Source organism: Dactylosporangium sp. NPDC051087, assembly GCF_055586325.1.
The window spans coordinates 91,658-116,300 of sequence record NZ_JBVJIJ010000004.1 but is presented as its reverse complement, the minus strand read 5'-3'; the positions used below and the strand labels follow the sequence as shown (position 1 = coordinate 116,300).

Here is a 24,643-nt window from a genome sequence, read left to right as displayed (position 1 = left end):
CGGATGGTCGAGTTCCGTCTGCCGCCCGGTCTGGCCGAGCAGTCCCGTCGGTTCGCCGCGTCGGGTGCCGTGCCGGTCGAGCCCCGCCTCGCCAGCACGGTGGTCCTGCTGCGGGCGCCGTTCGAGGTGTACCTGCTGCGCCGCGTCCGCACGATGGCCTTCGCCGCGTCGATGTACGTGTTCCCCGGCGGCGGCGTGGACCCGCGCGACGCGACCGTCCTGCCCGGCTGGGCCGGCCCGTCGCCGGCGCAGTGGGCGGCGCGGCTGCGGCTGGAGGAGTCCGTGGCCCGCTCGGTCGTCTGCGCGGCGGTCCGGGAGGTGTTCGAGGAGTCCGGCGTGCTGCTGGCCGGCGCCGACGAGGACACCGTCGTCGGCGACGTGAGCGGGCCCGACTGGGAGCGGGCCAGGCTGGCGCTGATCGACCGGGAGCTCGGCTTCGCGGAGTTCCTCGCCGACAACGGCCTGGTCCTGCGCTCCGACCTGCTGGCGGCGTGGTCGCGCTGGATCACGCCCGAGTTCGAGCCGCGCCGCTTCGACACGTACTTCTTCCTCGCCGCCCTGCCGGAGGGCCAGGTCACGAGGGACGTCGGCGGGGAGGCCGACGACACGGTCTGGTGCTCCCCGGCCGAGGCCGCGGACGGTCGCTTCACGATGCTGCCGCCGACCACCTACACGCTCGTCGAGCTGGCGGAGGCGGGCAGCATCGAGGCGGCCCTGGCGGCGGCGTCGGACCGGGACCCGGCCGACGCCATCCGCCCAATCTGACGATCAGCCGAACCGGCCGGTGATGTAGTCCTCGGTCTTCTTGACCGACGGGTTGGTGAAGATCTTCGCGGTGTCGTCGTACTCGATGAGACGGCCGGGGTCGCCGGTCTTCTCGATCGAGAAGAAGCCGGTGCGGTCCGAGACGCGGGCCGCCTGCTGCATGTTGTGCGTGACGATCACGATCGTGTACTGGTTCTTCAGCTCGGTGATCAGGTCCTCGATCGCGAGCGTGGAGATCGGGTCGAGCGCCGAGCAGGGCTCGTCCATGAGCACGACCTGCGGCTCGACCGCGATGGCGCGGGCGATGCAGAGGCGCTGCTGCTGGCCGCCGGACAGGCCGGCGCCGGGACGGCCGAGCCGGTCCTTGACCTCGTTCCACAGGTTGGCGCTGCGCAGCGCCTTCTCGGCGACCTCTTCGAGCACGTTCTTCTTGCGTACGCCGTTGAGCCGCAGGCCCGCGACGACGTTGTCGAAGATCGACATGGTCGGGAACGGGTTGGGCCGCTGGAAGACCATGCCGATCATCCGGCGGACCGCCGTGACGTCGACGTCCTTGTCGTAGATGTTCTGCCCGTCGATGAGGAGCTGGCCCTCGATGCGGGCGTTGGGCAGGACCTCGTGCATCCGGTTGATCGACCGCAGGAACGTCGACTTGCCGCAGCCGGAGGGCCCGATCAGAGCCGTCACCGACTTCGGCTCGATCGTCATCGAGACGCCGTCGATCGCCTTGAACGATCCGTAGTACGAGGTGACACCGTGGGCTTCGATGCGCTTTGCCATGTGGGGCGCTCCAGAGAGGGTCATCGGGCGAGCTTGTTGCGGCGGGCCAGCAACTTGGCCGCGACGGTCAGGACCAGGACGAGGACGACCAGCGTGAGGGCCGCCGTCCAGGCGCGGCCGGGCGCGAACTCCGAGGCGACCCCGGCCTGTTCGAAGACGAACAGCGAGAGGGACGACTGGTTTCCGCTGAACACGTTGAAGTTGATCGAGCTGAGGCCGCCGGCGACGAGCAGGACCGGTGCGGTCTCACCCGCGGCGCGGGCCACCGCCAGCATGACGCCGGTGACGATGCCCGGCAGCGCCGTCGGCAGCACGATGCTGACGATCGTCTTCCAGCGGGCCACGCCGAGCGCGTAGGCGCCCTCGCGCAGCGCGCTGGGGACCAGCCGCAGCATCTCCTCGGTCGACCGGACGATCGTCGGGAGCATCAGCACGCTCAGCGAGAGCGCCGCCGCGAAGCCCGAGTAGGCGGCCCGGCCGTCGTTGAACAGCGGGGTGACCGTGAAGACCCAGAACGACAGGATGAACAGACCGGACACGATCGACGGGATGCCGGTCATGACGTCGACGAAGAAGCGGATCGCGTTGGCCAGGAAGCCCCGGCCGTACTCCACGATGTAGATCGCGCCGAGGATGCCCAGCGGCACCGTGATCAGCGTGGCGAGACCCGCCTGCTCGAGCGTGCCGATGATCGCGTGGTAGGCACCGCCCTTCTCGTCGAACGCGCCGATGTTGTTCATCGACGTGCCGAAGAAGTTGCCGTCGAGGCGGGTGGTGCCCTTGCTGATCAGCACCCAGGCCACCGACAGCAGCGGGGCGAGGGCCAGGATGAACGCGCCGTAGATGAGCGTGGTGGCGATCCGGTTGCGCGCCGCGCGCCCGCCCTCGACCACCGTGGCGGCGATCGCGACGAACAGCACGAACAGCACGGCCGCGACGACGCCGGTCAGGACCAGCCCGCCGGCGCCGGTCAGGTAGATCAGCAGGAACGCCGCGGCGATCGCGGCGACGGCCGCCGCGGCCGAGGACCACGACGGCAGGGACTTGCTGCGCAGCTGGTCACCGCTGCTCAGCCCGATCACGCGCTCAGGGGTTTCGACGCTCATCATGCGCTCCCGACGAATTCGCGGCGCCGGTAGACGATCGCGCGCGCGGCCATGTTGACGACCAGCGTGATGGCGAACAGCACGAGACCGGACGCGATCAGCGCGCCGCGGCCGAGCTCGTTGGCCTCGCCGAACCGGTTGGCGATGTTGGAGGCGATGGTGACGCCGCCGGGTCCGAGGAAGTCGAAGTTGATCGCGTACACGCCGCCGAGGGTCAGCGCGAGGGCGATGGTCTCGCCGAGCGCACGACCCAGGCCCAGCATGACCGAGGCGATGATGCCGGCCTTGCCGTAGGGGATCACGGCGGTGCGGATCATCTCCCACTTGGTGGAGCCGAGCGCGAGCGCGGCCTCCTGGTTCTCCGGCGGGGTCTGCATGAAGACCTCACGGGAGAGCGACGTGACGATCGGCAGGACCATGATCGCCAGGACGATCGAGCCGAGCAGGATCGACTTGCCGTAGGGTCCCTCGCTGCCGAAGATCGGCAGCCAGCCGAAGGTGTCGTGCAGCCACTTCGAGAAGTTGGTGATCGGCTCGTAGAAGTAGTCGCGACCCCAGAGGCCGAACACGACGCTGGGGACCGCGGCGAGCAGGTCGATCACGAAGCCGAGGGAGGTGGCCACCCGGCGGTGCGCGTAGTGCGAGAGGCACAGCGCGATGCCCAGCGCGACCGGCACCGCCAGCAGCAGCGCCAGGGCGCCGGTGAGGACCGTGCCGAAGACCGTCGCCGCGACACCGAACTGCGGGGTGTCGCCGTCGGTGAACCACGACTTGTAGGTGAAGAAGTTCTCGGTGTCCTTGCTGATCGCCGGAATCGCCTTGACGATCAGGAAGACGGCGATGGCGGCGATGATGACGAGCACCATTGAGCCGGCAGCCGTCGCGGTGCCACGGAAGATCATGTCGGCGCCGAGTCGACGGCGCCTCGGAAGACCGCCACCTCCGCCGGGCGAACCGGCGGAGGTGGCAGGCAGAGTCTGCTGGCTCAACGAGGGTCCCGTCAGGCCAGGTTCTTCACGGAGGCGGCAACCTTGGTCTGGACCGACTCGGGCAGCGGGGCGTAGCCCAGCTTGTCGAGCTGCGCCTGGCCCTCGGCGCTCACGGTGTAGCCGAGGAAGCCCTTGAGCAGCTCGAGCTTGTCGGCCGGGGTGCCCTTGCTGCAGACGATCTCGTAGGTCACCAGGATGATCGGGTAGGCCCCGGCCTCCTTGGTGGCGTAGTCGATCGAGAGCTTCAGGTCGTCGCCGGTACCGGTGATCTTGGCGCCCGCGACGGTCTTGCCGGCCGCGGCACCGGTCAGCGCGGTGTACTCACCGGCACCGTTGTAGATCTTGGCGGTGGCGAGCGAGTTGACCTTGGCGAACGACCACTCGACGTAGCCGATGGTGCCGGGGGCCTTCTTGATCGCGCCCGCGACGCCGTCGGAGCCCTTCTCGGCCTGGCCGCCGGTGCCCTTCCAGACCTTGTCCTTGCCCAGGGTCCAGGTGCCGGCAGCGGCCTTGTCCAGGTAACCGGTGAAGTTCTCGGTGGTGCCCGAGGACTCCTGGCGGTGGATCGCGTTGATCGGGGTCGACGGGAGCGTCGCGCTCGGGTTGTCGGCCTTGATGGCGGCGTCGTCCCACTTGGCGATCGAGCCGCTGAAGATCTTGGCCAGGGTCTCCGGCTTGAGCTGGAGGTCCTTGACGCCGTCGAGGTTGTAGGCGATGGCGATCGGGCCGGTGACCATCGGCAGGTTGAGCGCCGGGTTGCCGCCGCAGCGAGCGGTCGCCTTGGTGGTCTCGTCACCGTCCTTGAGGGCGGAGTCCGAGCCGGCGAAGTCGGCGGTGCCACCCGAGAAGGCGGTGATACCGGCACCGGAGCCGGTGCCCTGGTAATCGATCTTCGCGTCCGCGCACTTCTGCTGGTACGCCTTGATCCACTCGTCCATCGCGTTCTTCTGCGCGGACGAGCCCTGGGCCGTCAGCGAGCCCTTTGCGCAGTTGATGGTGGAGGCCGGAGCGCTGCCACCGTTGCTGCTCGTGGTGCCGGGGGTCTCGTTGTTGTCCGAGCCGCACGCGGTGAGCGCCAGCGTCGCGGTGATCGCGATGCCGGCCAGAATGCCGTGCCGCTTGAAGTTCACTGCGGTCCCTTCGTCGGGGTACTGCCGACGGGGGTCGTCGACTGAAAGCGACGCTAAGAGCGCTAGGTAACCGGCCCTCCGGGGGCGGATGAACGAGGGGTGAACAGGTCCTCCGGAAAAGGTGACGCCTGATCGGAGGCCAGTTGGCCAATGGGTGAACTGCCCATTGGAGATAGCTGGTGCCCGTTTTGCGTCAGGCGCCGCGGCGGAAGTTCACATCGGCCGCCCAGCGCACGAAACCGAGCCGCTGATACAGCGCCACCGCGCGCCGGTTGTCCTCGTCGACATAGAGCATGACCTGCGAAAGTCCGCGCGAGCGCAGGTGATGGAGGCCGGCCAGGGTCAGCGCCCGGCCGAGCCCGCCGCCGTGCGCCCCGGGCGCGACGCCCAGCACGTAGACCTCGCCGATGGGCTCGTGCGTGTGATCGGCAAGATCGCCGTGGATCTTGGTCCAGTGGAAGCCGACGAGCTCCTCGCGGCCGTCCTGCCCTTCCGGCAGCCCGTGGCGGACCGCGAGCAGGAAGCCCTCCGCGTCGAACCACGGCTCGCCCATCCGCAGGCGGAGGTCGTCGAGCGTCCACTTGCCCTGCTCGGGGTGATCGGCGAAGGCGGCGGCATTGACCGCGAGCCAGGCGGCGTCGTCCTCGCCGGGCCGGAACGGGCGCAGCGTCACGCCGTCGGGCAGCGCGACCTCGTCCAGCGGCGCGAACAGCGACCGCCGCAACTGCAGCAGCACCCGTGCGCGGTCGAAGCCGAGGCTGACGGCGAGCGCGGAGGCCGAGGGGTGGTCGCCGTGCGCCCACAGCCGCAGCCGGCCGCCAGCGCGCTCGTCGGCGACCGCGATCGCCGCCTTGGCCAGGGCCCGGCCGGTGCCCCGCCGCCGGTGCCGCGGATGCACCACCAGCTCGGCCGAGGCACCCGCGACGGCGTCGGTCGTGTCGACGTGCGCATAGCCGACGACGGTGCCCGCGGCGTCGCGCGCCAGCAGGTGCACCGCCTGCGTCTCGCCCCCGTGCCGCAGGTGCAGCACCACGTGCTCCGACAGCGGCAGCACGCCGTCGGTGTCGCCCGCGGCCCGGCTCAGCGCGAGCACCTCGTCGACCTGCGGGACGGAGAGGTGGTCAAGCTGCTCGACGGTCACGGGTGGAGTCTAGGTCAGACCCTTACCGGCTCCGACTCGTGCAGGGGGCGCGACGGCGGGACGACGAACTTGTAGCCGACCTGGCGCACCGTGCCGATCATCGACTCGTATTCCGAGCCGAGCTTCGCGCGCAGGCGCCGCACGTGCACGTCGACCGTGCGGGTGCCGCCGAAGTAGTCATAGCCCCACACCTCGCGCAGCAGCTGGTCGCGGGTGAAGACCCGGCCGGGGTGCTGCGCCAGGAACTTCAGCAGCTCGAACTCCTTGTAGGTGAGGTCGAGCGGGCGGCCCTTGAGCTTCGCCGCATAGGTGTCGGGGTCGATCGTCAGCTCGCCGGCCTTGATCATGCCGCCGCTCGCGGCGGCGGCCGAGTTGAGGCGGCCGACGCCCAGGCGCAGCCGGGCCTCGATCTCCGCGGGACCGGCGCTGGCCAGGATGACGTCGTCGAGGCCCCAGTCGGCGTGCAGCGCGACCAGGCCGGCCTCGGTCACCACCGCGAGCAGGGGGACACCGAGCCCGGTGGCGTGCAGCATGCGGCAGGTCGCGCGGGCGTCGGCGAGCTCGGTGCGCGCGTCGACGATCACGGCGTCGGGGCTCGGCCCGCTCACCAGTGTGCGGACGTCACGAGGTGCGGTGCGCACCGTGTGGGGCAGCAGGTCCAGCCCGGGCAGGACCACCTGGCCCGCGGGCGCCGCGGTCAGCAGCAGAATCTCCACGAGTCACCTCCGTGGCCGCGGCGCACCTCGCAGTGGGGGCGCTGTGGCGCCCTGAGCGGGGCGGCGGCTCTGTGTCTTCGTCCCGGCCACGTTGACGGGGTGTTGTGGGTGTATCCCACCGAAGAATATCGGAGTATTCATGTTTTGCGACCAGCGGCGATCCGAATCGAGACAGTCGGGTGAGCCACACTCCACCGTTTCTTTCGACGTGCTATGCGGTTTTTCTCATCCCGGTGCGGGCCGGGCAGGGGTGGTTCTGGCACCATCGGGGCGTGCCCGCTACCACACCCCCCGCCGGGGACCACGGCGCCTGGCCGCCGGCCGCCGATGAGGCGCCCCGCCGCCGGCGCCGGGAGGAGGCCGACGTCACGGACACCTCCGAGCAGTCCGAGTCGTTTCAACCGGCGCGGCGCATGGTCTCCCTCGGCATCGCGGGCTTCGCCGCGCTCATGACGGTCGGCCTGGTCGTCGGCGCGCAGACCAGGCACGAGTCCTACGCCGTGGTGATCTTCGGCGTGCAGGTGCTGTTCGTCGGCGTGTGGATCCTCGCCAGCCGGCCGCCGGCCCCGCGCGTCGTCGGCGCCGTCGGCATCGCGGTCGCGATCGGCACCGACGTCGCCGCCGTGCTGACCCGCCCCGCGTCGCTCGCGCCGCTCGCATACGTCACCGCCGCCGGCTTCATCATCGGCGTCATCGGCCAGCTCACCCGCCCGGCGGGGCGGCAGCGGGTCACCGAGTCGCTCGGCTCGTCGCTGGTCGTCACCCTCGGTGTCGTCGCCTTCGCCAGCGTGATCGTGCTCGGCCGGATCCCGCGCGGCACCCAGGCGATCGTCGCCTGCCTCGCCGCCGCCGGCATCGCGATCGTCGTGGCCCGGCTCGCCGACTCGATCGCCCCGCTGCCCCGCATCGCCCCGCAGGTCCCGCGCGGCGGCGCGGGGGTCGTGCTCGGCGCGATGGTCGGCACCGCCGCGGCCGGCGCGATCGGCAACCTGCTCGACGGCATCACCCCGCTGCCCAGCGCGCTCGCGGGCCTGGCCACCGCCATCGTGGCGGTCATGGTCGACCTGTCCGTCGGCTACGCGGAGGCCAGCCGCCGCATCGACGGTGACGAGCCCGCCATGTACCTGGCCAGGCACATCCAGGGGCCGTTGGGAGCGTTCGCCTTCGCCGCGCCGGCCGCCTATGTGGCCAGTACGCTCCTGCTCCTGTAACGCTGGGCTTGCCAGGGTAGGAAATCCTGGTGGCTGGGTACCGTCCCGGTCAGCGACACGCTGGCAAGGCGCGAAGGGAGTGCTGTGGCGACTCGAGGGGCCAAGGTCGGCATCGTCCTGGTCGTGCTGGCGGTGATCCTGGTCGGCGTGCTCTTCGTCGCCGACCGTGTCGCGGCGAGCACCGCACAGGACCGCATCACGGACGAGACCCGCAAGCAGCTCGCGGCCAACTCGGTCACCTACGAGGGCGACCCCTCGGTGAAGATCGCCGGCTTCCCCTTCCTGACGCAGGTGCTCGCGGGGGAGTACGAGAAGATCACCATCGCGCTCAGCAAGCCGCAGATCGACAACGTGAAGCTCGAGGACCTCACGGTCGACGCCAAGGCGGTCAAGGCCGACGCCCGCGACCTGATGAACGGCAAGGGCGAGGTCGTCGCCGGCGAGGTCGTCGGCCGGGCCAACATGACCTGGGACAACGTCCGCAAGCTGCTGGAGTTCAGCAACCTGCCGCAGGGTGTGGACCCGTCCGCGGTCGACGTGAAGGTCGTCAACAACAAGATCGAGCTGCGGATCCCGTTCGCGTACCAGGGCATCAAGGTCACGATCATCGCCAACGGCAGCATGGTGGTCGAGTCGGGCAAGGTCCGCCTCAAGCTGGAATCGGTGACCACCGACCAGGGCAACCTGCCGAAGTTCGTCAACGACCTCATCCAGGCCAACAAGAACCGCCTGCAGGTCACCGTGAAGCTGCCCGGCCTGCCGTACAACCTGGTGATCAACTCCGCGGAGACCACGGACGCCGGGCTGCTGGTCATCGCCTCCGCGAAGGACGTCCCGCTGTCGCAATGATCAGGTCAGGGGTGGTCCACCTGCTGGACGTGACCTAACGGACCATGGGATGACACGGGCAGCGATGCTAGGCTCCCTGACCATGAGCATGCTGCTCACCAGACGGCGCGCGGTCGACCTGTGCCGCGTGGCCACCTGCCTGTGTTGCCGCCCCTAGTGGTGCGGCCCTGCAGCGTGCTCTTCTAACGGCTCGAGGCAGCGGCGCCCCAGACCGATGGGTCTGGCGGGCGTTCCCAGCTCGCGGCAATCTCCCAGACCCATCGCCGAAACCGTGATCCGTCCCCTCGGGTCGCGCGCGGCGTGGTGCACACCCCGACCCGTGTGTCGACTCGACCCATCCGAATCGTTCCCCTGGGAGAGAAAACACTCATGAGTCGCGAGAGCGCACTGGTCACGGCCGACTGGGCCGAGCAGAACATCGGCGCCGGCAACGTGGTGTTCGTCGAGGTCGACGAGGACACCGCCGCCTATGACGGCGGCCACATCGCCGGCGCGGTCAAGATCAACTGGAAGACCGAGCTGCAGGACCAGGTCCGCCGGGACTTCGTCAACAAGGAGCAGTTCGAGGCGCTGCTGTCCAGCAAGGGCATCGGCAACGACGACGTCGTCGTGCTCTACGGCGGCAACAACAACTGGTTCGCCGCCTACGCGTACTGGTACTTCAAGCTGTACGGCCACGGCGACGTCAAGCTGCTCGACGGCGGCCGCAAGAAGTGGGAGCTCGACGGGCGCCCGCTGACCAAGGACGAGGTCAGCCGCCCCGCGACCGCCTACGTCGCGGTGCACGACCAGGACCTGTCGATCCGCGCGTTCCGCGACGACGCCGTCAAGGCGATCGGCGTGCAGAACCTCGTCGACGTCCGCTCGCCCGACGAGTTCGCCGGCCGCCTCCTCGCCCCCGCCCACCTCCCGCAGGAGCAGGCGCAGCGTCCCGGCCACATCCCGACCGCCGTGTCGGTGCCGTGGAGCAAGGCCGCCAACGAGGACGGCACCTTCAAGTCCGACGACGAGCTGCGCGAGCTCTACGCCGCCGCCGGCCTGGACGACAGCAAGGACACCATCGCCTACTGCCGCATCGGCGAGCGCTCCTCGCACACCTGGTTCGTGCTCAAGGAGATCCTCGGGCACAGCAACGTGCGCAACTACGACGGTTCCTGGACCGAGTACGGCTCCCTCGTCGGTGTCCCCGTCGCCGTGGGCGACGAGCCCGGTAACGCCTGAAAGGCGGAGAAACCATCATGAGTGTTGCTGACAGCTGCGGCGCCCCCGAGCAGAGCGCGCCGATCCCGGCCTCCGTGGACGTGGAGAAGGAAACCGTCATCACCGGCGTGGTGAGCTCCGGCGACGGTCCCGTCGGCGGTGCCTACGTGCGCCTGCTCGACTCGACCGGCGAGTTCACCGCCGAGGTCGTCACCTCGCCGGCCGGCCAGTTCCGCTTCTTCGCCGCGCCCGGCAACTGGACCCTGCGCGCCCTGTCCCGCCAGGGCAACGGCGACGCGAGCGTGTCCGCCGGCCGGGGCATCAACGAGATCGCGGTCGCGGTCGCCTGACCTTCGCACGCAACGTGACGCCGCCCTCCGGGCCCAACCCCGGAGGGCGGCGTCGTTGTGCCGGGCTGCGAGGATGTCGGCCGTGAAACGTCGCTGGATCGTCGCCGCAACGGCCGCCTGGGCCCTCGCCGTGGCGGGGTTCGCCTACTACTCGTCGCGCAACGACCCGCCGACGTCCCGCGACCAGACCACGATCGCCGAAGGCCTGCCGGTCGTCGACGAGGCCCTCGCCCGGGTCGCCGCCGCGCTCGACCCCGCCAGCACCGTCACCGCTCTGGGCGGTTACACCCGCACCGACCGCAGCTGCCGGGTCACCTCGGCGCGCGAGGGCACCCGATTCGAGCGGGTGCTGCTGGTGTACGTGCGAAAGGACGCCGAACCCGCCGTCCTGGACCGGGTGCAGGGGGCTTTGCCCGCGGCGTACAACAGCCACCTGGTGAGCGGGGCGAACACCCACCTGCTGACCGCTGACGCCGGTGGCTTCGTCACGCTGCGCGGTGCCCTTGTGCAACCGGGCCAGCTGCGCTTCGTCGCCGACACCGGCTGCCGCGTGCAGGACGCGGCGGTGCAGGAGGCGACGCCGCAGTCGCAGAGCGCCAACCGCGCGCCCGTGCAGGCGGTGCTCGACACCCTGAAACAGACCGCCTCGCAGTGGCTGACCCACCGTCTGACCTGCCCCGGCGGCGGCACCCTGTGGACCGTCGAGGCGGTCACCACCGGCGACGGCGCCGCGTCGCGCACCACGGTCCCCGCGACCGCGGTCGTCCTCGACGAGCCGAAGCTGTTCGCGTTCCGCGCCGGTGAGGCGGGTGTCGCCCTGCGCGCCGAAGGCGACGCGCTGCACATCACGTCGACCGCCGGCTGCTGAGGCGCGTCTGGCAAGTGGATGCCGGGCTGCGGCGGGCCCCAGGCGCCGCCTGGAACCACGCCTCGCTCCGACCCCGCTCACCTCAGTACACGAGCGCCTGCGCGCCTTCCTGGAGCGCCTCCTCGACGAAGGCGGCCGCGCCGGCGATGCGCACGCCCGGGATGACGTCTTCGGGGCCGATGTCGCGGCGGGCCGCGCACTGGGTGCACAGCGTGACCGTGCCGCCGGCCAGGATCGCCTCCAGCAGGTCGGCCAGGGGAGCGGCGTGCGGCAGCTCGAACTGCGCCGCCCGGCCCGGCAGCGCGAACCACGCCGACTCCCCGGTCAGCCACAGCGAGGTGGGCACCCCGCCGGCGAGGGCGGTGGCGGCCACGGTGAACGCCTGCGAACAGCGCTCCGGCGCGTCCGCGCCGGCGGTTGTCTTGATGACCAGAGAGCGTGCCATGCATCGCAGCATAGGATTCGGGGGATGGTTACCGAGATCGGGTTCGTGAGCTTGCTGGTCGCCGGAATGGGCGCACTGGCCGGCGGCCTGATCTATCTGGCGGTGAGGGTGTCGAGGGGGCGTTGGTGACAGACGTAGAGCCGCCGTGGGCGGGGTTGGCCCAGGTCGGGGAGTATCCGTATGAGGAGACGCACGACCTGCGGGTCGGCCCGGATCTCCACCCCGCGCTGCTCGGCCTGCTGCCGCTGGTCGGGGTGTGGCGCGGGCGCGGCCAGGGCGACTACCCGACGATCGAGGGCTTCCACTACGCGCAGGAGATCCGCTTCAGCCACGACGGCCGGCCGTTCCTGTTCTACGAGTCGCGTGCCTGGGTGATCGACGTCGAGGGCAACCCGATCAAGCCCAGCAACCGGGAGACCGGCTGGTGGCGGCCGGTGCTCGCGGACGGCAAGGCGACCGACGAGGTCGAGGTGCTGCTCAACCAGCCGACCGGGATCATGGAGCTCTACATCGGCCAGGCCAAGGGCACCACGCAGTGGCAGATGGCCACCGACGCGGTCGTGCGCACGTCGACGGCCAAGGAGGTGCGCGGCGCGCAGCGGCTCTACGGGATCGTCGAGGGCGCGCTGCTCTACGCGTTCGACCTCGCGGCGGTCGGCCAGCCGCTCCAGACGCACCTGTCGGCCCGCCTGGAGCGTGTCGCCGGCTAGGGCTCCGGGCTAACCTGGTGCGGTGGGTTTCGATGATCTGGCCGCAGTGCTCCGGTCGCGGGGCCTGCGGCTGACCGCGCCGCGGCAGCTCGTGCTCGAAGCGGTCTACCGGCTGCGCCACGCGACGCCGGACCAGATCCACGCCGACGTCAGCGAGCGCGCCGCCGGGGTCAACATCACCACCGTCTACCGCACCCTCGAGCTGCTCGAGGAGCTCCAGCTGGTGACGCACGCGCACCTGTCGCACGGCGCGCCCACCTACCATCCGCTCGGCGAGCACCAGCACGCCCACCTGGTGTGCCGGGGCTGCGGCGACGTGCTGGAGCTGCCGTCCCGCACGCTCGAGGCGCTCGCCGACGAGCTGTGCACCACCCGCGGCTTCCGCCTCGACATCGGCCACGTGGCCCTGTTCGGGGTGTGCGGCAACTGCGGCACCAAAGAGGAGTGACCCGCTCGTGAATCCCATAACCGTGGCGTCCATCGACCCCTCATCCCCCGACGCCGGCGCGGTCGCGCACTACGGTGACCCCGGCCGCGAGCAGAAGATCCTGGACACCGGGGCCGGACTCGTCGACCGCTCGCACCGCGACGTGCTCGCCGTGCCGGGCGTCGACCGGCTGACCTGGCTGCACAGCCTCACCACCCAGCACCTGACCGGCCTGCCCCCGATGACCGGCTCCGAGCTGCTCGTCCTGTCGCCGCACGGGCACGTCGAGCACCACGCCGTGCTCGTCGACGACGGCACGACCACCTGGCTGGACCTGGAGCCGGGCGCCGGGGCGGGCCTGCTGACGTTCCTCACCCGGATGATCTTCATGACCCGGGTCGAGCCCGCCGACGCCACCGCCGACCGGGCCGTGCTGTCGATCGCCGGCCCGCACACCGACGAGGCGCTGACCGCGCTCGGCGTCTCCCTCGCGGCGCCCGACGTGGTGCCGGTGCCGCCGGCGAAGTTCGCCACGGGTGCCGTCCCGCCCCGCCCCACCGCCAGGTATGCCGCCGCGGCGCTGCCCGGCTTCGACGGGCTCGTCCGGCGGGTCGAGGGCGGCGCGGACCTCCTGGTGCCGCGCGCCGCGGTGCCCGACGTCATCGCCGCGGCAGGACTCCCGCTCGCGGGGATCTGGGCGTATGAGGCGATGCGGGTGGCGGCCCGGCGGCCGCGCTTCGGCTTCGAGACCGACCACAAGACGCTGCCCGCGGAGGTCGGGTGGACGGCGCAGGCCGTACACCTCGAGAAGGGCTGCTACCGGGGGCAGGAGACGATCTCCCGGGTGCACCACCTCGGCCGGCCGCCGCGCAAGCTGGTGCTGCTGCACCTCGACGGCATCGCCACCGACGAGCTGCCCGCGCCGCACACCGAGATCGTCAAGGACGGGCGGGCGGTCGGCTTCATCGGCACCGCCGCGCGCCACTACGAGCTCGGCCAGATCGCGCTCGCCGTGGTCCGGCAGAACGTCAAGCCCGACGACGGCGGTCAATTGCTGGTGGGTCCGTCCACCGCCGCGATCGATCCGCTGTAGAAAGAGCCATGACGACAACGACGTTGATCACGGTGGCGCCCACCGGCGCCGAATCGAGCAAGTCCGACGTGCCAGCCCTGCCGGTGACCCTGGCGGAGCTGGTCGCGGCCGGCAAGGAATGCCAGGCGGTGGGCGCCGCCGTCATCCACGTGCACCTCCGCGACGCGGCCGCCGCGCCGACCCTCGACCTGGGCCTGCTCAAGGAGGCCGTCGCCGCACTGCGGGCCGAGACGGACCTGATCGTCCAGCTCTCCAGCGGCGGCGCGGTCACCGACCCGCAGGACGACCGGCTCCGGGTCCTGGACGCCGAGCCCGACATGGCCTCCTGCACGATGGGCACGGTCAACTTCGGCGATGACGTGTTCCTCAACCGGTGGGCGTTCGTCGTCGAGCTGCACACCCGCATGCGCGACCGCGGGATCGTCCCCGAGTACGAGATCTTCGACCTCGGCCAGCTGACCACCCTCAAGCGCCTGCTCGACAAGCACGGGCTGCCCTACGGCGGCCACGTCCACGTCGACCTCGTCATGGGCGTGCCCGGCGGGATGCCCGGCACCGCCGACGCCCTCGTCGCCTGCGTCCAGGCGATGCGCGACCTGCCCGAGGGCACCACGTTCTCGGCCACCGGCATCGGCCGCAGCACGCTGCCGGTCCTGCTCGCGTCGCTGTCCGCCGGCGGGCACCTGCGGGTCGGCCTGGAGGACACCGTCACCTACTCCAGGGGCGTGCCGGTGGAGAGCAACGCGCAGCTCGTCGCGCGGGCCTCCGCCTTCGCCCGGCTCGCCCAGCGCCCGCCGATGACCCCGTCGGACGCCCGCGCGCTGCTGGGTGTGCGGGCATGAGCGGGCCGGAGCGCAGCGGAGGGCTGCTCATGGTTGGTGCAGTGGTTGGCTCAGGCCGATGCCGGAGCGCAGCGCAGGCGGCGGCATGAGCGACCTGTACCTGGGCGGCGAGCCGCTCGCGGAGGTCGTGCGCAGCGGTTTCGTGGAGAGCCGGCACAGCGGGTCCGTCGTCGTGCTGGACGCCGGAGGGGAGGTCACGGCCTGGGCCGGCGACGTGCTCGGCCCGGTCTTCCCGCGCTCGTCCAACAAACCCATGCAGGCCGTCGGCATGCTGGCGGCCGGCCTGTCCGCCACCGAGGCCGAGCTGGCGATCGTCTCGGCCAGCCACCGCGGCCAGCCCGTCCACATCGACGCCGTGCGCGAGGTCCTCGGCGACGTCCCGGCGGCCGCGCTGGGCTGCCCGCCGGACTACCCGCTGTCCGACGACGCCCGCGACGCCCTGGTCAGGGCGGGCGGGCAGCGCTCGCCGCTGTTCATGAACTGCTCCGGCAAGCATGCCGGGATGCTGCGCACGTGCGCGGCCAACGGCTGGCCCCTGGCCGGTTACCTGGATCCGGCGCATCCGGTGCAGATGGCGATCCGCTCCGGCGTCGAGTCCCTGGCGGGGGAGCCGGCGGCGGCGGTCGGCGTGGACGGGTGCGGCGCGCCGCTGCTCGCGGTGTCGCTGCGCGGGCTGGCCTCGGCGTTCCTGGCGCTGGTGGCCGCGCCGCCGGGTTCCGCGCCGCGCCGGGTCGCCGACGCGATGCGCGCCCGTCCCGACCTGGTCTCCGGTACTGACGCCGACGGCCACGACACGCAGCTCATGCGGGCGGTCCCCGGGCTCCTGGTGAAGGGTGGCGCGGAGGGTGTCCTCGCCGCGGCACTTCCCGGCGTCGGCGCCGTGGCAATGAAGATCGACGACGGTGCGATGCGGCCGCGGCTGCCGGTGCTGAGTTCGGCCTTTTCACGGCTGGGCGTCTCGCTGGCGCCATACTCTGAAATGTCGGTTTTGGGGGGCGGGTCGCGGGTAGGCGAGGTGCGCGCTGTCTGGTGACTCGCTTCACGCTAGCTCCTGCTAGCGTTTTGCTTGCAAGAGTTAGCAGGGCGAGCTACGGTCGGTGACGTGACTGAAGAGCCGCGCGACCTGGGTGGGTTCATCCGTGACCTGCGCCGCAACGCGCGCATCTCGCTCCGCCAGCTTGCCGAGCAGGCCGGCGTCAGCAACCCATATCTCAGTCAGATCGAGCGGGGCCTGCGCAAACCGAGCGCCGAGGTGCTCGCGCAGCTCGCCGGTGCGCTGCGGGTGTCGACCCCGCTGATGTATCTGCGGGCCGGCCTGCTCGAGCGCGAAGGGCACGACGTCCTTGCCGCGATCGCTGCGGACAGTGATCTCACCGTGGCCCAGAAGCAGTCGCTCACCCAGATCTACGAGACGTTCCGGCGCGAGAACACGCGCACCGATGTGGATGGCGCCCCCTCGGGGGCGGGGCCGGGCGCCGATCCGACATCACCGACGAAGCCAGAGGAGCCGAAATGACCACGAGCACCACCACCCGCAAGATCCCCACCCCGCTCTATGCCGCCGCCGGCGCCGGCGACCTGGCCTATGAGCAGCTGCGCAAGCTGCCCGCGCAGGTCGCCCAGCTGCGCGCCCGGGTCGAGGAGCTGCGCCCGGCGGTGACCGACGCCGTCGCCGAGACCAACCTCCGTGCCGACCTGACCGTGGCGGCCGACCGCCTGCGCGACGTGGCCCGGCGCAACACGGTGACGCTGCTGGCCGGCGCCCAGGTGGCCCAGGACCGCGCGCTCGCCGTCTACACCGAGCTGGTCAACCGGGGCGAGAAGGTCGTCGCCGGCGGCCGCACGACCGAGGCGAAGATCGAGATCGCGCCGGCCACGAAGACCGTCACCGCCGAGGTCGCCGTGACCCCGACCCCGGCCGACGTCGCTCCGGCCGTGACGCCGAAGTCCGCCTCTGCGACTGCCCCTGCGACTGCCCCCGCGGCTGCGCCCGCCACGGCCCCCACGAAGAAGGCGACCGCCGCGAAGAAGACCGCTGCCGCGAAGAAGTAACGGGAGTTTGTCGAGAGCCCTCCGGCACCGTCTCGCACGGGCCGGGGGGCTTCGGAATAAGCTCGTGGGATGGTGACTGCAGTGCCGGTGTTCTACGACAGGGTCGAGCTCTACATCGACCTGGCGGTGTGGATCTTCTGCCTGGTGCTCGGCGCCGCGGCGTTGCTGCACTGCCTCGTCCAGCGGGCCGACGCCTTCCCGGCCATCGGCACCATGTCCAAGACGATCTGGCTGGCCATGAACGGTGGAGGCCTGCTGCTCACCGCGCTGGCACCACAGTTGCGCATGGGCTACCTGAGCATCTTCCTGCTCATCTCCGCGGGCATCTTCGCGGTGTATCTGCTCGACATCAGACCCGCCCTGCGCGACGCGGTCGACGGCCACGGCTCGTGGTGATGGCGGTTCGCTGATGGACTTCCGCTGGCCGCCGCCGCCCGACGGCAGGCCCGACCGCTTCCGCCCGCCCGTGACCCGCGGGCCGCAGACCGGCCGGCCGACCCTCCCCGCACCGCCGACCGAGCAGATCGCCACCCCGCACGGCGTCGAGCTGGAGCGGCTCGTCACCGGCGAGGGCGACCCCGTCACGGTCTTCGCCCACGGGCTGGGCAGCGGCATCGCCGAGACCCGCCCCCTGGGCAGCGCGGTCTCCGGCCGCAAGGTCTTCTTCCAGTTCCGCGGGCACGGCCACTCCGCCGCGCCCGGCGGCGTCTGGACCTATGCCGACCTCGCCCGGGACCTGCGCGCCGTCGCGGACCTGTCCGGCGCCACCCGAGCCCTCGGCGTCAGCCTCGGCGCGGGCGCGCTCTGCCGGCTCCTCGCCGACAACCCCGGCCGCTTCGAGCGCGCCGTGTTCTTCCTCCCCGCCGTCCTGGACACGGCCCGGCCGGCCGCCGCGCAGGAGCGGCTCAGCGCCCTGCTCGAAGCGATCGACGCCGGCGACGCCGCCGCCGTGGCCGACGTGATCTCCATGGAGGTCCCCACCCAGGTCCGCAACACACCCGCGGTCTGGGCGTTCCTGCGCCAGCGGCTCGACCAGCTGATGCGCGACGGGCTCGCCGCCGGCCTCGGCAGCCTGCCCGCCCAGGTCGCCGTCGAGGACCGCGCCGACCTCGGCAAGGTCACCGCCAGCTGCCTCGTCATCGGCGCCCGCGGCGACGACCTGCACCCTGTCGCCGTCGCCGAGCAGCTCGCCGAGTCCCTGCCCGGCGCCGAGCTGCACATCTACGACCGCCCCGGGGTCGTGTGGACCCAGCGGGCCGACCTGCGCGGCCGGATCTCCGCGTTCCTCAACGCGCCCTGAGCGTGCTGCCTTGAGCGTGCTGCCTTGAGCGTGCTGCCTTGAGCGTGCTGCCTTGAGCGTGCTGCCTTGAGCGTGCTGCCTTGAGCGTGCTGCCTTGAGCGGGTCGGGTTGGGCGCGTCGGGTCACGTCCACGGGCGTGGTGTACGAATCGCCGACCTTTGCGGTGGTTGAGGATATGGGGACGGTCATCGCCTGAATCCTCCGAACTGACCGGGGCGCGAAGGAGGGATCAAGAGATGACCAGGGCGATCATGCCCGCCGAGGGCGGCTACCTTCAGGTGTCGGCGATGGCTGCGCATCTCGAGACGCGGGTCGAGGCGTCCGCAACCGGCCGTCGGACACCGGTCCCTGCCCGCTTCTCGCCCTGGACGCCCTGGTGGTGAAGGTCCGCGAACTCGGCCCACCCTGATCGCTACCGGCGTGAACGCTGACGGGCGGCGGGAGGTCCTCGGACGAGGGCGGCGCCGGCCGGCTGGCGTTCCTACGCTCGCCGCCGGCGCGGGGCCTGTCCGGGGTCCACCTCGTCGTGTCCGACGCGCACCGTCGCCTGGCCGCGTCGCCTGAGATTGTCCGAACGGCTGACCCCCGGGCATGTATCAGGAGGACGACTCAAGGCGTCTGTCTTGTGAATGACAAATTCGCCGCGGCGGACGTTCGCCGGCGGTGGACCTTCGCCACGACTGACCTGAGGGGGATCGGACCATGACCGCGCTGCGCCGCTGGGCCGGACCGACATAGAGTTCGGGACATGGGTGTCACGCAACACGGCAGGACCTCCCGCCTCGACCTCGCGGACCCGACGCTGCGCGAGTGGACGTGCGTCGTCCTGCACTCCGATGCCGCCGAAGGCATCGTGCTCGACCGCTCCGCCTTCTACCCCGGTGGTGGCGGTCAGCCGCCGGACCACGGCGTTCTGCTGTGGCAGGGGGTGCAGACGCGGATCACCGGGACGCGGAAAGGTGACGACCTCTACCTCCAGCCGGCCGAGGGTGACCCGCTCCCGCCCGCCGGCACCGAGGTCGTCGGTGCCGTGGAGGACGACCGCCGCACGAAGCTGATGCGCACCCACTCCGGCCTGCACGTCCTGGGTGGTGTGGTGTTCCGCGACTTCGGCGCCCTCGTGACGGGCGGCAGCATGGAGCCCGCCGAGGCCCGCATGGACTTCAACCTGCCCGAGGTCCCGCCCGACTTCAAGGCGCGCCTCGAGGAGCTCATCAACGCCGAGGTCGTCGCCGACCGGAAGGTCGTGACCAGGGTCCTCGGCCGGGACGAGGCCCTCGCCATCCCGGACATCATCCGCACCCAGTCCAACCTGATCCCGGCCGACGAGCAGGAGATCCGCATCGTCGACATCGTGGGCCTCGACGCTCAGGCCGACGGCGGCACCCACGTCGCGTCGACCGCCCAGATCGGCCGGCTCCAGGTCGTCAAGGTCGAGAGCAAGGGCAAGGCCAACCGCCGGGTCCGGGTCCGCCTCGTCGAATAGTCGTCAGGCCGGCGGTCCGGGCGGAAGGTGCTTCAGCGGGCGACCCGCAGCTGGTTGGCGCCGGCGGGCAGGATCAGCTTCGCCCCGTCGGACCTGGTCACCTCAAGGATCGGCTCGCCCGGGTCGATGCCCAGGTCGCGGCGCTCCGGATCGGTCGGCATCCGGCCGATGACCTCGTCGCCCTCGCGCAGCTCCACGAGCTCCCGCTGCAGCGTGGGCCGCACCTGGGTGCGCGCTCCCCGGGCGGACACCACGAGCCCTTCCTGGCGCAGCACCGACACCGCATTCCGGACCGCGGGCCGTCCCAGCGCGTACTCCTGCATGAGGCTGCTCTCCGACGGCACGAACGCCCCGGGCGCCAGCACGCCCGTGTGGATCTGCTCACGCAGCAGGTCCGCCAGCTGCTGGTACAGCGGCCGATCCGAACTCCGGTCGATCATGCGACAACCGTAGATAGCCAGCCGATCTTGTCCGCTTGCCGTCCTATGCGCACATGGCCCTATCGGCGACGGCTAGATCGTGCCGTCGTACTTGGCGGCGCCGGCCACCGTGGCGTCGCCGCGCAGGCGGGACTTGGCGGCGCCGTCGCCGTACAGGGTGAAGCGCAGGAAGTCGAGCATCGTCTTGGCGACCGCCTGGTTGGCCGGGGCGGACCCGAACAGGCCGCCGCCGTGGTCGCCCTTCAGCAGGGTCAGGAAGGCCTTGGGCCAGGTGCAGCCGTCGTAGAGCGAGCGGCCGCTGCTGTAGGGCACGGTGGCGTCGGCGTCGCCGTGGATGAACAGGACCGGGGTGCTGGCGCCGCTGAACCTGCCGCCCATGCCGCCGCCGGAGACGATGACGCCGCCCTTGAGCCGGGCGTCGCGGCCCGAGCCGGACAGCATGCCCGCGGTGGTGTAGCCGCCCGCCGAGTGGCCGCCCGCGGCGACCCGGCTCGTCTCGATGTGGCCGGCGAGCGGGGCGCCCGCCTTCGTGTCGAGCTTGAGCACCTCGGTGATCACGGCGGACGCGTCGGCGGGCTGGTTGCCCATGTCGTTCTGGTTGAACGGGTTCGCCGCGGAGTTGGTGAACGGATACGCGGGCGCCGCGACGACGAACCCGGCGGCGGCGATCTTCGCGGTCACGCCCTGGTAGCCCTCGGGCGAGCCGTGCAGCCCGTGGCTCCACAGGACGAGCGGGAACCTGCCGGCGGCGACGGCCGCGTTGCTCTTCGGCGAGCCGCCCGCCGAGCCGGTCGCCGGGTAGAGGACCAGGGTGCGCAGGGTGCGGCCGGCGCGGGTGAAGGTGAACGTGCTGACCCCGACGGCGAACGTCTGGGTGGGCGCCTTGACCGCCGGCGTGGCGCTCTTCGAAGCGGCGGCCGACGCCGATCCGGACGGTGCGGCCCCGGCGGCGGCGAGAGCGGCGGCACCGTCGTCCTCCGGGGCCGACGCGGTGGAATCCGGGGCCGAGGTCGAGGACGACGTTTCCGGATTCTCCGAAGGACCGGCCTTGCTGCCGCAGCCCGAAAGAGCGACGACGAGCAGGAGACCGGCGACAGCGCCCCGCATCCGCATGCGAGGAAACTACGGCTTTGGATCCGCGTGCGTCTTTACGCCCGACTTAAGTTTGGGGCTCGTGCCGGCGGCAGCGGGTGGCGTGCACCCCCAGTCCACGACCACCCGCTCTGCTGCGGTCTTTCGACCGCGCGGTGCCGCCGGTTGCGATGGCCGCCCCGCCCGGACAGGCCACCGCGAGTGGGCCTTGCGGCCCAGAAACACCCCCGTCGCTCCCCAACTTCAGGAATCGCCGGTATCCGCGATCGACGGTACGCGGCCAGCAAATGCAGCGACAAGTAGCGGGACTGTCGGCTCGCTCACACAACTGAAATAATTGAAATCAATCGAAATGTTGGAAGCTCGGCCACAGGTCAGCCCAGGTGCCCGTCAGTCCCCGGCACACGAAGACCCGAGCTGTTTGCTCTTCGTTCTCGACGCCGTAACCGTTGTCCAGTTCCGCTTTCAGTTCGCACGATCCGAATGCCGTCGCGCGGGACGGGTCGCCCTGCGTCACGAACACGACCACGGTCGCCGTCTCGGGCGGCGGGCCGAGCCACCACAGCTCGTTCTGTCCACTGTAGACATCGGGCAGGCGCAGCGCCTTGCCGTAGCGGTCCAGGGCGCCGGCCTCGCCGTAGTTGCCGGTGATGAGCACCGTGTTCGGTTTGTCCTGCGCCGGGAGGGCCTCGTACACGTCGGCGACCTGCCGCACGTACCGCTGCCATCCGACCTGGTCCGCGATGCCCTGGTTGATCGCGGGAACCGGCGTGTCGCCGATCACGTCGACGGGCAGCACCGGCAGCGACGTCAGGACCGCGACGCTGACGTTGACGGCCGCCCCCGCGACGAGGATCCAGCGCCGGGTGACGCGCCGCTCGACGGGCACGGCGCCGATCGCGAACAGCGCGCACAGCAGCCCGACCGTGTAGTACGGCTGGCCGGCGATGGCGAACAGCAGGACCAGCATCAACGGGTACGCCACCCCGAACGCGCGAACCGGGCGCAGCGCCGGGTTCCGCAGCAGCGTCACGATCCCCGCGACCCAGACCGGCACGAAGAACGGGCCCAGCCACGCCAGCTGCAGCGGGATCAGGGTGATCCTGGCCTCGTCGCCCTTGTTCTCCGCCAGCGCGGCGGCCATGTCGAGCTGCGGGAAGTCGTTGGTGATCTGGTACAGCAGGTTGGGCAGCCCGACGACGACCGCGATGCCGGCGCCGGCCCACAGCCACGGCGACAGCAGCAGCTTGCGCGGCCCGGCGACGAGCACCCCCGCCGCGTACGTGAGCAGCAGCAGGATGACGAGATGTTTGTTGTACAGCGCGAGCCCGGTGATCAGCCCGGCCACCAGCCAGTACCGCGGCTGCTCCCGCAGCGAGGCGCGCATGACGCACAGGACGACCGCGAGCCAGACCAGCAGATCGGGTCCCGTGGTCAGCGTCAGGTGCGTGGAGACCAGCGCGAAGGTGGTCAGCGCGCCGGTCCCGGCGAGGGTCTGCGCGACCGCGCCGCCGCCGGCCTCACGGGCGATGAGGGCGAGCAGGAAGACCGCCGCGGCCAGGAACAGCACGCCGGGCAGCCGGATCGCCCACACGGAGTCGCCGAACACCTCGACGCACGCCCGGATCAGCAGCGGCGTGAACGGCGGCTGGTCGACGTAGCCCCACTCGGGGTTCGCGCCCAGCATGCGGAAATACAGCTCGTCGCGGTGATAGTCATACCGGTTGATCGTCAGCAGGAGCACGACGGCGGCCGAGGCCGCCACCGCACCGACAGGTTTCCATGCGAGTGGCGATCGTTCGATCACCCGCACAGGATAGTCAGCCGGTGCGCTCCACGAAGGCCGTAAATGCCTTGAGATTGTCCAGGGGCTCGCCGCGCTTGACCCGCCACTGCCACTCGCGCCGGATGGCGGATCCGAAGCCGATCTCCAGCATGGGGTCGAAGCTCTCGTCGGCGTAGGTCAGCACCGCCCCGAGCAGCCGGTCGAGCTCCTCCTCGGTGACGGCGTGCAGGGGCAGCCGGCCCATCAGGTACACGTCGCCGACCTTGTCGACGCTGAACGCGACCCCGTACATGCGCGCATTGCGCTGCAGGAGCCACTGCCACAGCTCCTCGCGGTTCTCGTCGGGGTGGCGCATCACGAACGCCTCGACGCGCAGCGTGTGCTCCCCGACGATGAGGTTGCAGTTGGTCTTCTGCTTGTGGGTGCCGGGCAGGACCACCACGTAGGCGTTGTCGCCGGTCTTCTCCCAGGCGATCTCGCGCTCGTCGCAGACCCGCTCGATCAGCTCGGCCGTGCTCTCGGGGGTCCCGGTCATGACATCGCCGCCAGCAGCTCGGTGTCGCGGTGGGTGGTGAGGGCGTCGCGGTACGCGGCGAGCAGGCCGCTCGCGGTGTGGCTCCAGGAGAACTCGCGGGCGTGCCGGACCGCACCGGCGGAGAGCTCCCGGCGCCTGGCCGGGTGGGCGAGGAGGTCACCGAGCACCGCGGCCCAGTCCTCCGGCCGGTGCGTGTCGACCAGCACCCCGGAGACGCCGTCGCGGACGGCGGTGACCAGGCCACCGACGGCGGCCGCGACGACGGGCGTGCCGCACGCCTGGGCCTCGATCGCGACGAGGCCGAACGACTCGTTGTGGCTCGGCACGGCGACCAGGTCGACGGCCCGGAAGAGCTCCGCCAGGTCCTCGCGGGGCTGCGGGGCGAGGAACCGCACGCAGTCGGCGATGCCCAGCTCGGCGGCCAGGTCCATGAGCGCCGTGGGCCGGTCCAGGCCGGAGCCGCTGGGACCGCCGCAGACCGCGACGACCAGCTTCGCGCCCAGCTCGGGGTCGCGGGCGCGCAGCTCGGCGGCGGCGCGCAGCAGCACGTCGGGCGCCTTCAGCGGCTGGATCCGCCCGACGAACGCCACGACGAGGGCGTCCTCGGGCAGCCCGAACTTCGCCCTGTCGCCGGTGCCCGGCGTGAACGTGTCCAGGTCGACGCCCGGGGGCACCACGCTGACCCGGCGCGGGTCGGCGGCGTAGAGCTCGATCAGGTCGGCGGCCTCGGCGGGCGTGTTGGCCACCAGGCCGTCGGCCGCGGCGACGACCTGCTCCTCGCCGATGACGCGGGCGATCGGCTCGGGCTTGTCGCCGTCGGCCAGGAGCTGGTTCTTCACCTTGGCCAGGGTGTGCGCGGTGTGGACGAGAGGGACGCCCCAGCGGTCCTTCGCCAGCCACCCGACCTGACCGGACAACCAGTAGTGGGAGTGGACGAGGTCGTACCAACCGGGCGCCCTGGAGGCCTCGGCGCGCAGGACACCGTTGGTGAACGCGCACAGCTGCGCCGGCAGGTCCTCCTTGGCGAGGCCCTCGAACGGCCCCGCGATGACGTGCCGCACGAGCACGCCCGGTGCCATCTCCACCACCGGCGGCAGCTCGCTGCACGTCGCCCTGGTGAAGACCTCGACCTCGACACCGGCCCGGGCCAGGCGCTCGGCGACCTCGACGATGTACACGTTCATGCCGCCGGCGTCGCCGGTGCCCGGTTGGTCGAGCGGGGACGTGTGCACGGACAGCGTCGCGACCCTCCGCGGCAGCGTCCGACGGGACTGCGGGGTGTGCCTGTGCAGCGAGTCGACCCGCGCCACGTCGGTGCTCCTTCTTCTGT

At 71.3% G+C, this 24,643-nt stretch carries 29 protein-coding genes and 2 pseudogenes; 19 read left to right on the top strand and 12 right to left on the bottom strand.

The window, feature by feature from the left end; genetic code table 11:
- Positions 1–3 precede the first annotated feature (3 nt).
- Positions 4–765 (top strand): NUDIX hydrolase, encoded by a 762-nt coding sequence (locus ACZ6TV_RS09445; RefSeq protein WP_465296693.1) that lies wholly within the window; start codon positions 4–6, stop codon positions 763–765.
- A gap of 3 nt (positions 766–768) precedes the next feature.
- On the opposite strand, the gene pstB is transcribed toward ACZ6TV_RS09445, so the two are convergent.
- From pstB to ACZ6TV_RS09415, 6 genes are all read right to left on the bottom strand, one after another.
- Entirely contained in the window at positions 769–1,545 is a 777-nt protein-coding gene (gene pstB / locus ACZ6TV_RS09440; RefSeq protein WP_465296692.1) for a phosphate ABC transporter ATP-binding protein PstB, read from the bottom strand.
- A 20-nt stretch (positions 1,546–1,565) separates the two neighbouring features.
- Positions 1,566–2,654 carry a phosphate ABC transporter permease PstA gene (gene pstA / locus ACZ6TV_RS09435; RefSeq protein WP_465296691.1) on the bottom strand — a complete coding sequence of 363 codons (1,089 nt, stop codon included), beginning with the start codon at positions 2,652–2,654 and terminating at the stop codon, positions 1,566–1,568.
- Positions 2,651–3,553 carry a phosphate ABC transporter permease subunit PstC gene (gene pstC, locus ACZ6TV_RS09430; protein WP_465296690.1) on the bottom strand — a complete coding sequence of 301 codons (903 nt, stop codon included), beginning with the start codon at positions 3,551–3,553 and terminating at the stop codon, positions 2,651–2,653. Before pstC ends, pstA begins: the two co-directional genes overlap by 4 nt.
- Before the next feature lie 98 nt (positions 3,554–3,651).
- A complete protein-coding gene (gene pstS / locus ACZ6TV_RS09425; protein ID WP_465296689.1) occupies positions 3,652–4,770 on the bottom strand; it encodes a phosphate ABC transporter substrate-binding protein PstS in 1,119 nt (372 codons plus the stop codon).
- A gap of 193 nt (positions 4,771–4,963) precedes the next feature.
- The gene (gene mshD, locus ACZ6TV_RS09420; RefSeq protein ID WP_465296688.1) at positions 4,964–5,911 is read right to left on the bottom strand and encodes a mycothiol synthase; all 948 of its coding nucleotides are present in this window, start codon (positions 5,909–5,911) and stop codon (positions 4,964–4,966) included.
- A 14-nt stretch (positions 5,912–5,925) separates the two neighbouring features.
- Positions 5,926–6,627, bottom strand: coding sequence for a winged helix-turn-helix transcriptional regulator (locus tag ACZ6TV_RS09415; RefSeq protein ID WP_354783552.1), 702 nt, complete (start codon positions 6,625–6,627; stop codon positions 5,926–5,928).
- Between the two features lie 272 nt (positions 6,628–6,899).
- Between ACZ6TV_RS09415 and ACZ6TV_RS09410 the strand changes: the two genes are divergently transcribed.
- The 6 genes from ACZ6TV_RS09410 to ACZ6TV_RS09385 all read left to right on the top strand — a co-directional run bounded on the left by ACZ6TV_RS09410 (position 6,900) and on the right by ACZ6TV_RS09385 (position 11,105).
- A complete protein-coding gene (locus ACZ6TV_RS09410; protein ID WP_465296687.1) occupies positions 6,900–7,838 on the top strand; it encodes a hypothetical protein in 939 nt (312 codons plus the stop codon).
- 84 nt (positions 7,839–7,922) lie between these two features.
- A complete protein-coding gene (locus ACZ6TV_RS09405) occupies positions 7,923–8,687 on the top strand; it encodes an LmeA family phospholipid-binding protein (protein ID WP_465296686.1) in 765 nt (254 codons plus the stop codon).
- 49 nt (positions 8,688–8,736) lie between these two features.
- Positions 8,737–8,844, top strand: a complete 108-nt coding sequence (locus ACZ6TV_RS09400) for an Ms5788A family Cys-rich leader peptide (RefSeq protein ID WP_465296685.1) — start codon at positions 8,737–8,739, stop codon at positions 8,842–8,844.
- Between the two features lie 212 nt (positions 8,845–9,056).
- Positions 9,057–9,908, top strand: a complete 852-nt coding sequence (locus tag ACZ6TV_RS09395) for a sulfurtransferase (protein WP_465296684.1) — start codon at positions 9,057–9,059, stop codon at positions 9,906–9,908.
- Between the two features lie 17 nt (positions 9,909–9,925).
- On the top strand, positions 9,926–10,237 hold the full coding sequence (locus tag ACZ6TV_RS09390) for a DUF1416 domain-containing protein (protein WP_465296683.1): 312 nt from the start codon (positions 9,926–9,928) through the stop codon (positions 10,235–10,237).
- 82 nt (positions 10,238–10,319) lie between these two features.
- On the top strand, positions 10,320–11,105 hold the full coding sequence (locus tag ACZ6TV_RS09385; protein WP_465296682.1) for a hypothetical protein: 786 nt from the start codon (positions 10,320–10,322) through the stop codon (positions 11,103–11,105).
- Between the two features lie 82 nt (positions 11,106–11,187).
- Here ACZ6TV_RS09385 and ACZ6TV_RS09380 read toward each other — a convergent pair whose 3' ends face one another.
- Positions 11,188–11,562, bottom strand: a complete 375-nt coding sequence (locus ACZ6TV_RS09380) for a DsrE family protein (RefSeq protein ID WP_465296681.1) — start codon at positions 11,560–11,562, stop codon at positions 11,188–11,190.
- A gap of 12 nt (positions 11,563–11,574) precedes the next feature.
- Here ACZ6TV_RS09380 and mtfM point away from each other — a divergent pair, with 12 nt between their 5' ends.
- The 12 genes and pseudogenes from mtfM to ACZ6TV_RS09320 all read left to right on the top strand — a co-directional run bounded on the left by mtfM (position 11,575) and on the right by ACZ6TV_RS09320 (position 19,460).
- Positions 11,575–11,679, top strand: a complete 105-nt coding sequence (gene mtfM, locus ACZ6TV_RS09375) for a small membrane protein MtfM (RefSeq protein ID WP_033363477.1) — start codon at positions 11,575–11,577, stop codon at positions 11,677–11,679.
- A complete protein-coding gene (locus ACZ6TV_RS09370) occupies positions 11,676–12,260 on the top strand; it encodes a heme-binding beta-barrel domain-containing protein (RefSeq protein ID WP_465296680.1) in 585 nt (194 codons plus the stop codon). The genes mtfM and ACZ6TV_RS09370 overlap by 4 nt, the downstream gene beginning before the upstream one ends.
- A 22-nt stretch (positions 12,261–12,282) precedes the next feature.
- On the top strand, positions 12,283–12,708 hold the full coding sequence (locus tag ACZ6TV_RS09365; protein WP_465296679.1) for a Fur family transcriptional regulator: 426 nt from the start codon (positions 12,283–12,285) through the stop codon (positions 12,706–12,708).
- Between the two features lie 7 nt (positions 12,709–12,715).
- Positions 12,716–13,780, top strand: a complete 1,065-nt coding sequence (gene ygfZ, locus ACZ6TV_RS09360; protein ID WP_465296678.1) for a CAF17-like 4Fe-4S cluster assembly/insertion protein YgfZ — start codon at positions 12,716–12,718, stop codon at positions 13,778–13,780.
- Between the two features lie 8 nt (positions 13,781–13,788).
- Complete coding sequence (locus ACZ6TV_RS09355) at positions 13,789–14,622, top strand: beta-keto acid cleavage family enzyme (protein WP_465296677.1); 834 nt, start codon at positions 13,789–13,791, stop codon at positions 14,620–14,622.
- 85 nt (positions 14,623–14,707) lie between these two features.
- Positions 14,708–15,655: an asparaginase gene (locus tag ACZ6TV_RS09350; RefSeq protein WP_465296676.1), complete on the top strand. Its 948-nt coding sequence runs from the start codon at positions 14,708–14,710 to the stop codon at positions 15,653–15,655.
- A gap of 69 nt (positions 15,656–15,724) precedes the next feature.
- A pseudogene (locus tag ACZ6TV_RS09345) lies at positions 15,725–16,126 on the top strand (helix-turn-helix domain-containing protein); the annotation flags it as partial.
- An 8-nt stretch (positions 16,127–16,134) separates the two neighbouring features.
- Positions 16,135–16,674, top strand: a complete 540-nt coding sequence (locus ACZ6TV_RS09340; RefSeq protein WP_465296675.1) for a hypothetical protein — start codon at positions 16,135–16,137, stop codon at positions 16,672–16,674.
- Between the two features lie 69 nt (positions 16,675–16,743).
- Entirely contained in the window at positions 16,744–17,070 is a 327-nt protein-coding gene (locus ACZ6TV_RS09335; RefSeq protein WP_465296674.1) for a DUF2516 family protein, read from the top strand.
- 10 nt (positions 17,071–17,080) lie between these two features.
- Positions 17,081–17,974, top strand: a complete 894-nt coding sequence (locus ACZ6TV_RS09330; RefSeq protein WP_465297002.1) for an alpha/beta fold hydrolase — start codon at positions 17,081–17,083, stop codon at positions 17,972–17,974.
- A gap of 275 nt (positions 17,975–18,249) precedes the next feature.
- Positions 18,250–18,533 (top strand): annotated as a pseudogene (locus tag ACZ6TV_RS09325) (transposase); the annotation flags it as partial.
- A 189-nt stretch (positions 18,534–18,722) separates the two neighbouring features.
- A complete protein-coding gene (locus ACZ6TV_RS09320; RefSeq protein ID WP_465296673.1) occupies positions 18,723–19,460 on the top strand; it encodes an alanyl-tRNA editing protein in 738 nt (245 codons plus the stop codon).
- Positions 19,461–19,492: 32 nt separating this feature from the next.
- On the opposite strand, the gene ACZ6TV_RS09315 is transcribed toward ACZ6TV_RS09320, so the two are convergent.
- The 5 genes from ACZ6TV_RS09315 to mshA all read right to left on the bottom strand — a co-directional run bounded on the left by ACZ6TV_RS09315 (position 19,493) and on the right by mshA (position 24,623).
- Positions 19,493–19,900 (bottom strand): GntR family transcriptional regulator, encoded by a 408-nt coding sequence (locus ACZ6TV_RS09315; protein ID WP_465296672.1) that lies wholly within the window; start codon positions 19,898–19,900, stop codon positions 19,493–19,495.
- A 72-nt stretch (positions 19,901–19,972) separates the two neighbouring features.
- Positions 19,973–21,013 (bottom strand): alpha/beta hydrolase family protein, encoded by a 1,041-nt coding sequence (locus tag ACZ6TV_RS09310; RefSeq protein WP_465296671.1) that lies wholly within the window; start codon positions 21,011–21,013, stop codon positions 19,973–19,975.
- A 322-nt stretch (positions 21,014–21,335) separates the two neighbouring features.
- The gene (locus ACZ6TV_RS09305) at positions 21,336–22,799 is read right to left on the bottom strand and encodes a glycosyltransferase family 39 protein (protein ID WP_465296670.1); all 1,464 of its coding nucleotides are present in this window, start codon (positions 22,797–22,799) and stop codon (positions 21,336–21,338) included.
- 13 nt (positions 22,800–22,812) lie between these two features.
- Positions 22,813–23,313 carry a type III secretion system chaperone family protein gene (locus ACZ6TV_RS09300; protein WP_465296669.1) on the bottom strand — a complete coding sequence of 167 codons (501 nt, stop codon included), beginning with the start codon at positions 23,311–23,313 and terminating at the stop codon, positions 22,813–22,815.
- The gene (gene mshA / locus ACZ6TV_RS09295) at positions 23,310–24,623 is read right to left on the bottom strand and encodes a D-inositol-3-phosphate glycosyltransferase (RefSeq protein WP_465296668.1); all 1,314 of its coding nucleotides are present in this window, start codon (positions 24,621–24,623) and stop codon (positions 23,310–23,312) included. Before mshA ends, ACZ6TV_RS09300 begins: the two co-directional genes overlap by 4 nt.
- Positions 24,624–24,643: the final 20 nt, after the last annotated feature.